The following is a 10,807-nucleotide window of genomic DNA, read 5'->3' on the forward strand; positions in this document are numbered from 1 at the left end:
CACCGTGTGTTTGATATTCATACACCCATCGGCTCAGCATCGTAGGAAGAATGCCTAAAGCCTTCGCAACATGGGAGACCTTCTTTCCTTCATCCATGATCTGCATCACGGCAGCTATCTTGAAGGCCTTGTCATACTTTTTACGCACCATAGAAAAACAACCCCTTTACACAAAGTTATCCTTAGTCTTAACTCCGTGTAAAGAGGATTGATGAAAGTCCAAGCAGGGTATTCAGAGTCTATAAACTATTTTGTGTAAACTCCTAACCTTTTAATTAGAGAAAATGAACTCAAGAAAGAGAGCCCATGAGCTTGATGTCAAAAGAGCAACTGAAAAGTGAATCAAGGAAAAGAACATGCAATCGGAGGAAGACGTCCAGTCGGCCCTTGTCACCGCCGGGATATAATTGACCCAGGTTCGCCGGAATGAAAATGACCCACCCTTAGCGAATATATCCCCTTCGAAAATAGTCCGCCAAGACAACTTCGGAGGGAGACACATGCTAAGGAGTGGGATAGTGATATCGTTACATACCATGAGGGCAGAAGGCAAGAGTATTCGTGAAATTGCCGTCAAACCGGGCATTCTCGAAATACAGTTCGCCGATATCTCCGGAATCAATTCACCCCCGAAAAGGGAACCCGTAAATCTCGTGGTTCCAAGCTTGATCCGTTTAAACCGTTCCTGCAGGAACGGCTTCAAGAAGGTATCTATAACTGCGAGGTTTTATTCGAGCTTCTACAAGAAAAGGGATACACCGGTGTACGCACCATCCTGAAAGACTATGTGAAGGCCTTTCGTCCTCCCAAACAAGTTCCCGCTGTTCTTCGTTACGAGACGAACCCTGGTGAATACGCCCAGGTTGACTGGGGACTGTGCGAATACGTAGATCAGGACGGTAACGTCCGGAAAGTGCCGGTATTTGTCATGGTATTGGGGTACTCTCGTGCTACGTATATCGAGTTTACAAAACGTTGTGACATCTACAGCTTTCTTCGTTGCTTGATTCATGCTTTTGAATATTATGGGGGCATCCCAAAGGTAATGCTGACTGATCAGATGAAAACAGTCGTACTTGGTATGGGAGACGATCGAAAACCCCGCTGGCATTCCCTTTTTGCCGACTTTGCTGCGGCAATTGGGCTTGTTCCAAAAGTATGTAAAGTCCGCCGCCCCGAAACAAAGGGGAAAGTGGAACGAGGCGTTCATTACGTAAAATACAACTTTCTTCCTGGCAAACGCTTCGTTGATTTACAGGATCTCAATCAACAAGCCCTTTTCTGGTGCGATAAGATTAACCGTCGCATTCATGGAACAACCGGCGAACGTCCCACCGACAGACTCCGTAAGGAGGATCTGTCGCCTATCCCTTCTTTCGATCGGTGGGAAAAATACCTGTATGAACCCAGACAGGTCAGCCGAGATGGATTTGTTAGCTACGATGGTGTGCGATATGGGGTTCCATGGAGGCACAGTGGACGTGAGGTAACCGTGCGAGAAGTGAATGGGTGGGTGGAAATCTGGGCCGACGGCACATGTATTTCCCGACACCAAAAGGTCTATCGCTCCCGTGCAACTGTTTTTTGCGAAAACCAGTATGCAGGTCTTACGACCGCTCAAGGTTATGCTTATCCACGTCCGCAAGCCCAACAGATTTCATCGCAGCAAGTGGAAGTGCGTTCGCTGGATGTCTATGAGCAGCTAACAGGGGTGGGAGCATGATCGAACTGGAACAGGCACGGCTACGTCTCGAGGAACTTGGGCTTCAACAAGCAGCTCTCCTCTTGGATGCTCATTTGGAAACGGCAAGTCATGGACAGCCCACCTATCTGTCCTTTCTCAACATGCTCCTTGATGCAGAGATAGCGGAACGCCAGAAACGGAATATGGAGGTACGTACCAAACTCGCACACTTGCCTTACCGAAAAACACTGGAGGAGTTCGATTTTACTTTCCAACCCAGCATTGACGAACGGATGATTCGAGAGTTGGCCACGATGACTTTCGTAACCCGACACGAGAATGTTTTGTTCTTAGGGCCTCCCGGAGTAGGAAAAAGTCATTTGTCGGTGGCGTTGGCTGTAAAAGCCATCTCGCAAGGCATATCCGTTTACTTTGTCAGTCTCTCGCAACTCATCGAGGATCTGCGAAAAGCTTACGCGGAAAACAGGTTGGATAAACGCCTCCGCATCTATATTCGACCGAAACTCCTGATTATTGACGAAATTGGTTACCTACCGTTTGATAGTTTGGCAGCCAACCTCTTTTTCCAGGTAGTAAGTGCAAGTACGAGAGAGGGAGCATTCTGTTGACCAGCAACAAGAGTTTCGGTGAATGGGGGGAACTGATGGGCGATCCGATACTTGCTACAGCTATTCTGGATCGGCTCTTACACCATTCCCACATCGTCAATATTAGAGGGAACAGTTACCGACTCCGTGAAAAAATGAGGACTGGAGCCTACGGCTCCCCCTCTTCTACCTAACCAACAAAAATCGCCGGGTGGGTCAATTCTAAACCGGCGATGGTGGGTCAAAATTAAGTCGGCGTTGACAGCCCTGAAGGAGTTGTTTGCCGATACCCTTCAGGAGATACTGGAAGCCGAATTGGAGACGTCTCTTGGCTACGCCAAGCACGACACGAAAAATAAGAAAACCACCAACAGCCGGATCGGCTACAGCAAGAAAGAGGTACGTTCCGAGTACGGCGACGTGGACATTCAGGTTCCGCGTGACCGAGCCGGTGAGTTTGAGCCGACCATCGTCAAAAAGAACCAAAGCAACGTGACGGGTATCGAAGACCAAATCAAGGGTGTTTCTATCCGCGACATCCAGGATTACCTGCAACAGCTCTACGGCATTGAGGATTCTCCTACACTTATCTCCAACGTGATCAACAAGATCGTCCCGCTGATCAAAGAATGGCAAAACCGTCCCTTGCAGGCGGTATCCCCAGTCGTGTACTGGGTGCCATTCACTTCAAGGTGAAACAAGTCAGCGCTATCGTCAACAAAGCCGCCTACATGGCCATTGGCATTGACTTGGAAGGCCACAAAGATGTGCTTGGCATCTGGATTGGGGAAAATTAATCGGCAAAGTAATCATTGACATAAAAAATTCTCTCAACCTCTAATATACATAGTTTAGAGGGTGAGAGGTGATACTGAAATTATTGAATACCCACTCTAAATGCTCGGAGAGCTTCAACTCTATTGACAATTTTCTCGATCTCTTTATCTCTTGCCTTCCACCAATTCCTGCTCCATATCCGGTGAATCTTCCATCCGTTGCTCTCCAGGAAGCGCTGTCGATAAATATCCCGTTCCCGAGCAACTTTCGAGGAGTGGTACATGGCTCCATCGCACTCGATACCCAAGATGTACTGATCGGGCCAATCGGGATGGATCACACCTAGATCGATTCGATAACCTGAGAACCCAACCTGCGTATGAACAGTAAAGCCACGCTTCACCAGCTCTTCGCGAACCTGCTGCTCAAAAATGCTGTCATAGATGATCTGATTATCCAGTTCAGGGTTAACAGAAGTTCCTTCCAAAAGGCCGTTCAAAATGCTGACCATATAGTCATGGTTCCCTTCTGAAATAGCCTTTGCGTATTCCAGATACCGCTTCAGCAAGCGAACGCCTCGGCTTTTATAAGTTTCCACTCGGGTCCATTCTGCAGGGTCAAACGAACAAACGACAAATACTTTTTGTTTGGCACGAGTAATCGCTACATTAAGACGATTTTCTCCAGCGTCGCCGCCCAAAGGACCAAATTGACTCACCATTTTTCCCTCTTGATCCTTGGCATAAGCGACAGAGAACAAGATAATATCTCGCTCATCCCCCTGTACGTTCTCAATATTTTTCACAAACAGGCCAACGTTTTCTTCTCCGTTCTTTCGTTGCTTTGCTTGTTCCCAGAGCAATTGCAACTCAGGATTTTGCTGTGCTCTTTGCTCAAAAACGTCATTGATCAGCTCAGCTTGAGCAGAGTTGAAGGTAATAATCCCGAGAGTGGGATGTGTTTGGTCGTGTTTTAAAATATCGTATACAAGGTCAACAATTTTCTCTGCCTCAATGCGGTTCTGATTATTGATCCATTGACCGTTCACTTGAACAAATTCAAAGGGTTTGGCTGAATGATCATGAATGACACGAGGTGCGATCTGCATCCTTTTCCCATAGAATGCGTAGTTTGAGAAGTTGATTAACTCTTCGTGTTTTGAGCGATAATGGCCTGTCAACCAAATGTCAGGGAACCTTGGCTTGCACCATTCTAACAGACTCTTCGCGACAACATTGGTTTGATCTTTGTAGAGTACGTCGTTTTCTTCGTCCTCGTCATCCACACTATCTCCATCATCCATGACCTTTTGGAAGAACGATGCTGGCGGCAACTGTTTCTCGTCTCCGGCTACAACCACTTGCTTGGCACGGAAAATCGCGGGAATGGCATTTTCAACTGGACATTGTGAAGCCTCATCAAAGATAACCAAATCAAACAATCCTTCTGCCCCAGGGAAAATGGCACTAACAGCCTCCGGTGTACACAACCAACAAGGGATTAAATTCAGAAGGTCTTCTGTAAAAGTACCGGCAATTTGCCGTAATGATGCTTGTTTACGCTTCCTGCCTGCCTCGGTTTTTAATTGTCGTTTAACAGGAGATGGAACCTTCACCGCTTGGTCAGCCAAAAGTCCATCAATCAATCCGGGCACTGCTTCGCGCTTTAATTTATGCAATGTTTTATAGCGACTTACGTTGTTCTGGAAAATTTCTGTAGAAACTTCCTGAATATGCGGCTCTTCCTTCTCGACATGTAGAATCCACGCATGCAAGAAACTGTTCTCAATCAACATGGTCCAGTGATCAACCAAGTTTTTCGTTTTCTCGATAGGAGCCTTTTCCAAGCAACGAGTAATGAGTTTTCTCTGTAAATCTCCCATCGCATCTTTCATTTGATCCAGGCGACACAAGCTGTCAAAGTGCTCAATCGTTTCTTGCAAGGCTTCAAACTTTGGCACATCATATATCCCGTTATGAAGTTGATCGGTCCATTCATTTACTTGGTCATCGCTGATGAAAGTGGACAACCGAGTCATACTTTCCCGTAAGCGTTCCGTGATACCGATGATGCATTTAATCGCAGATATCTGGTTTTCTGTGTGCTTTTCCAGAAGCTTGGAAAGATCCTCTTCGGCTTGAGGTGCCTGTAACCAAGCAGGAAATGTGGTTTGCGCAACGACAAACAATTCAAGAAACTCAATGGCACGGTTTTTCTGGTTGATCCACTTTTCCCACTGAGAGAAATCGTTTGTAACGGGAACATCCGAGAAAAAGTGGACCTTCGCTACTCGGTCTCGTAATTTTTCAAAGGCAATAAATGAATCGATTCTTTCAAGATACTGCCGAATCGATGTTCCATCGAAAGAGACTTTGTGGGTTTGGCAATGTGCCTGCAATTCCTTACGCAGGGTATACCAATTCGCATTTATGAACTTGGAAAACTTCTGATTCAGATCCAAGAATTGCTTGATCTTGCTAGACCAATTCTGAGCCTCTTCAAAGGTTAGATGAGTGACGGGTTCTAATTTACCCGAGAGCATGTCAATTTCTCTCTTGATGTAACCGTATGTTTGCTTTACGTGATCCAGGTGCTCTTCATTTTCTAGTTCCCGGTTCTCGTCTCTGTAGAACAGTAAAATATGCTTATAGATATTTCGATTTTGTAAGATGCGGAGTGCTTCTTCAAGTCCGAATACACTCTCCTTGTTACGAACGAAGACTTCTGGAGAATACATCAAGTCTTGTTGGTTTCGGATTTGATACCCCGTTTTTACATCCGTAACAATACTCTGTAGGAGCGTCTGCAATTCCAAATGATGATGAACATGGAACGTGCTAAAACTTTTCCGTCTCGACCAAGGGTAGTCCCAATGATCATATTTTTGCATCAGCTCGATTACATTACGCAGATCAATTAGATGGGATTGCAGAGCCTCAAAGGTTACTTCGTTAAGTAAGTCTTCAACTGATATCAATAATTCAGGATCCCATTTCGCATGGGTATATAAGTAATAAAGAGTTTTTCCAAACGGTCTTGGTTTGTGAAGCGACTCGGCAATCTGATTCAGTTTTTGGGCAAGCGCCTGCATTTCTTGGGATAACTTAACATGATCACCCGCTATCCGATTCCCTTGACGTTCGAGAACAGATGCAATTTTTTGATAGACACTTGATTTACTGGTATTGAAATCGTGAACAAGGGCGACATGTTTATGTAGTTGGATCGAACTTAATCGATTGTAGACAACGTCAAGGGCAACTGGCTTTTGACATACGAGAAGGACCTTTTCGTTTCGGGCTAAGCGGTCTGCAATCAAATTGACGATAACTTGGGATTTTCCGGTTCCGGGGGGACCGTGAACGATTAGACCTTTCGAATTCCGTGATGCGATGACTGCCGCTTCCTGGCTAGCATCTGTGTCTAACACGAAAAATGTTTCAGCTTCTTCAACATCGTTTAGAACATCTGTTTTTATTTCTGTCTCGTCGGATTCCTCTTTTGAGTGAAACAGATCGTACAGAAGTCCCTCTGTCGGTGGATTGTCAAGCAAGAGTTCATAATCTTTTAGCAGGGTGGAGCTAGACTGTTGAAACTTTCCTATCACACAATAGGGTTTTAGAATATATCCTTTTTCCTTGGGGATATCCTCCCTTTTTAATGAAGGGAATGGTAGAAGCGTTCGGTCATCATGATCGATTTGTACCTGTAAGTTATAGCGCTTTAAAAGGCTCTGAAGTTTCAACAGCGCGTTTTCGGGCGTTAATTCGTTAAACTCATCATCTATTTCATTACCAATCTGAATCCCGAGATATTTATTAGCCGCAAGTGAAAAGGTACGGTTGATAAAAGGTTGCGTTTCTTCTTCTAGTTCCAGAACCCAATAGGGATTTTTATTGATATTCGTTTTGCTCAGGCGAGCTGGGAAAAATAACAGGGGACATCTAAGAAATAAATCCTCGACCAGAAATCCTTCCAAAAAACCGAATGCTATATGAAAGGTATTCATTCCGGTTTCTTGTTCTATCAAATCAATTTCACGTTTTAGTTGAGTGAGTCTCCGGTTGAGCAGGACTCCCTCTTCATCAAAGGTATTGCAAGGGAGAAGAGCTACAGTCGGTTTGACAGAGAAAATTTCACGCAACACTCTGGAAGGGGCTTCATCGTCAATCGATTGCAATGATTGTAAGTCAAAGTGATTTTTGTTGGTCAGCCGCAATAGCCGCAGACTTTTGTTCCTGGCAGTTATATCAGTAAGTCGGTCGCGGTATCGGATCAGTAACTCTTTCATCTCGACTTCCTTCATGTTACAGACACCTCTTCATTTGTGCTATCTATAAATAATATCATACAAATAGTAATTTTTGCCTAATGACCGACGTTTTTTGACAAAAGACCTTCATGCAACGTCTATTCATTTATAGGCTATTTCATTCATCTTTTCCCTTTTTTCTTTTATAATAAAAAATAGCTTTCAAATTGCATTAACAGTTAGGATGTGTTCCCATGGTGGCAAGTAATTTTTCTTTTCTATCCTCCCATTGGCCTATCCTGGCTTCATTAGGAGAACTGGCCGAAAGAAACTTACATCATGACCCGAACACAACATTGTTGAAACTACGGATATTTGGGGAGACAATCGCGAAATACATACTGGCTTCGGAAAAAATGCAAGAACCCGAGGATCACAACCAGAATACCCGCTTGCGAGTGCTGAAACAGGAAGGAGTCTTGGAGGATGAAGTCTTGACCATCTTCCACACCCTCCGCAAGATTGGGAACCTGGCAGCCCATGAAGGGTATGAGTCAAAAGAAGAAGCAGTAACGCTTCTTTCCCTTGCCCATAAACTTGGCGTCTGGTTCATGCAGACATATGGGGACTGGTCTTATGAGCCAGTTGGGTTCGTTATGCCTGCCGAAACCGATCCGACCACACATGACTTGACAGAGATTACCCAAGCATATGAAGCAAAACTGGAAAAATTACAAGAAGAGTTAGAAATTCTCCGTAAGCAGACCGTTTCCCAGGAAGAAGTGCGCGAACGCCGCAAACAAGCGAGAAAAGCCACATCCCAATTGAATCTGAGTGAAGCGGAGACGAGAAAAATCATCGATGAACAGCTTCGCGCCGCCGGTTGGGAAGCAGACACTGTTCATCTCCGATATTCTAAAGGCATTCGCCCGGAGAAAGGGCGTAACCTTGCGATTGCTGAGTGGTCATTGAAAAAAGGGTTCGCTGATTACGCCTTGTTTGTTGGCCAGAAGTTGGTCGGTATTATTGAGGCGAAACGCAAGGGAAAAGATGTCCTTTCGGATCTGGAGCAGGCAAAGACCTATGCCAAACAACTGGAACAAAAGGCAAATGAAGAATTTGTCGGTCGATGGGGCGATTATCAGGTGCCGTTTTTGTTTGCGACAAACGGACGCCCCTATCTAAAACAATTCGAGACGAAATCGGGGATCTGGTTCCTTGATGTGCGGAAGACCACCAATCACCCACGGGCACTGCCGGCATGGTATACACCCGATGGATTATGGCGGCTGCTTCAGCAGGATGAAGATGCGGCCAATCAGAAGCTCCATACAGAACCATTGGACTACCTTAATTTACGAGACTATCAACTGCAAGCCATTCGCTCGGTTGAACAAGCTCTCGCAAAAGGACAGCGCAATATCCTGATCGCAATGGCAACGGGCACCGGGAAGACGCGGACGACGATCGGTCTGATCTACCGCCTAGTCAAGTCTGGCCGCTTTAACCGTATCCTTTTTCTCGTAGATCGTTCCGCCTTGGGCCAGCAGGCCGAGGATGCATTCAAGGAGTCTAGACTAGAACATTTTCATACTTTTACCGAGATCTACGAATTAAAAGGTCTGACCGAAAAAGTTCCGAATCCGGAGACCAAGGTGCATATTGCCACCGTCCAGGGAATGGTGAAGCGAATTCTTTTTAACGATGACGAGGCATCCATCCCGACGGTCGATCAATACGATTGTATTGTCGTTGATGAGGCACATCGTGGGTATACCCTGGATAAAGAAATGAGCGATCTGGAGTATCAATTCCGGGATCAAAATGACTACATCAGTAAATATCGAACGGTACTGGACTATTTTGATGCCGTTAAGATCGGCTTAACCGCCACCCCGGCCCTCCACACCATCGAGATCTTCGGAAAACCGGTGTTTACCTACTCCTATCGGGAAGCGGTTATTGACGGATATCTGGTTGACCACGAGCCTCCGCACCAACTGGGGACGTACTTGAAAGAAAAGGGGATCAAGTGGGAAAAGGGAGAAACCGTTCAATATTATGACACGGCGACAGGTCAGATCGAAACCTTGGAGAATCTTCCTGACGAAATCTCCATTGAAGTGGACCAGTTTAACAAGATGGTGATTACGGAGAGTTTTAACCGTACCGTTCTCCGGGAATTGGTGAAATACATCGACCCAACCGATGTACGGAAGACCTTGATTTTTGCCGCCACCGATGACCATGCGGATCTGGTCGTCAAAATCTTAAAAGAAGAACTAACGGAACTGTATGGAGCGGTTGAAGACAGCGCCGTGATGAAAATTACAGGATCGATCAAAGATCCTCTGCAGGCCATCCGTTCATTCAAAAATGAACGGTTGCCCAATATTGTCGTGACGGTTGATTTGTTGACTACGGGTGTAGATGTGCCTTCTATTTGCAACCTGGTGTTCCTGCGGCGCGTGAAGAGTCGTATCTTGTACGAGCAGATGATTGGTCGCGCCACCCGATTGTGTGAAGAGATCCGTAAAACCCACTTTAATATCTATGATGCCGTGGGATTGTATGAAACTTTGGAAAAAGTATCGTCGATGAAACCCGTGGTGGTGAACCCGAAGATTACCTTCACGGAGATAGCCGACAGTCTGAACCAGACAGATAACCCGGAAGCCCTGAAGTATTTCATCGATATGATCGTGGCGAAGCTTCAGCGGAAGAAGCGAGAGTTGACCCAAGAGGCACAGGAAGAGTTCCACATCCTATCTGGGGGCAAGACGATCAAAGAGTTTATCGAATGGTTGAGAAAGAATTCTACGCAGGAGGTGGTCAACGACTTGAAGGAAAAGCGGAAGCTGATAACCTTGCTGGACGAAAACCGCTATCAGGGAACAAAATTGTTCATCTCCACCCACGAGGATAAGCTCCTGTATCATACCAGAGGGTACGGGAATGCCGAGAAGCCGGAAGATTATTTGGACGAGTTCGGCAGATTTGTCCGGGAGAATATGAACAAGATTCCGGCATTGATGATCGTCTGCCAGAAGCCGAAGGAACTGACCCGGCAGGCATTACGTGAATTAAAACTGGAATTGGATCGCCAAGGCTTTACGGAAGCGGGACTGCGTACCGCATGGCGGGAAATGACCAACCAGGACATTGCGGCAGACATTATCGGTTTTATCCGCCAGCGGGTATTGGGCGATGCCTTGATCAGCCACGAAGAGCGTGTCAAAAAAGCGATGCAAAAGGTATATGAGATTGCCAAGTGGACACCCGTGCAAAAACGCTGGCTGGAACGGATCGAACGTCAGTTGATCAAGGAAAAGGTTCTTGATCCCGATGCCCGGCAAGCCTTTGAGGTGGAGCCGTTCAAACGTGACGGCGGCTACAAATTGATCAACAAGATTTTTGACGGTAACATCCAAAAGATACTCGACCAAATTAACGAATCCCTGTACGCCTAAGAGAGGAAGAAGATCC

3 protein-coding genes and 3 pseudogenes are annotated in these 10,807 nt (G+C 45.9%); 4 read left to right on the forward strand and 2 right to left on the reverse strand.

Annotated features, from left to right (window positions below):
• Positions 1-151: transposase (locus G3578_RS21320; protein ID WP_165207466.1), on the reverse strand; the 151-nt coding region annotated here is incomplete at its 3' end.
• A 349-nt stretch (positions 152-500) separates the two neighbouring features.
• Here G3578_RS21320 and istA point away from each other — a divergent pair.
• The 3 pseudogenes from istA to G3578_RS00020 all read left to right on the forward strand — a co-directional run.
• Positions 501-1,723 (forward strand): annotated as a pseudogene (istA, locus tag G3578_RS00010) (IS21 family transposase).
• Positions 1,720-2,486, forward strand: a pseudogene (istB, locus tag G3578_RS00015) (IS21-like element helper ATPase IstB). Before istA ends, istB begins: the two co-directional pseudogenes overlap by 4 nt.
• 67 nt (positions 2,487-2,553) lie before the next feature.
• Positions 2,554-3,086, forward strand: a pseudogene (locus G3578_RS00020) (IS256 family transposase); the annotation flags it as partial.
• An 83-nt stretch (positions 3,087-3,169) separates the two neighbouring features.
• Here G3578_RS00020 and G3578_RS00025 read toward each other — a convergent pair.
• Positions 3,170-7,375 carry an AAA domain-containing protein gene (locus tag G3578_RS00025; RefSeq protein ID WP_241254380.1) on the reverse strand — a complete coding sequence of 1,402 codons (4,206 nt, stop codon included), beginning with the start codon at positions 7,373-7,375 and terminating at the stop codon, positions 3,170-3,172.
• Between the two features lie 203 nt (positions 7,376-7,578).
• Here G3578_RS00025 and hsdR point away from each other — a divergent pair, with 203 nt between their 5' ends.
• Positions 7,579-10,791, forward strand: coding sequence for a type I restriction-modification system endonuclease (gene hsdR / locus G3578_RS00030; protein ID WP_165208347.1), 3,213 nt, complete (start codon positions 7,579-7,581; stop codon positions 10,789-10,791).
• Positions 10,792-10,807: the final 16 nt, after the last annotated feature.

Source organism: Brevibacillus sp. SYP-B805, from assembly GCF_011059135.1.
GTDB lineage: Bacteria > Bacillota > Bacilli > Brevibacillales > Brevibacillaceae > Brevibacillus_F.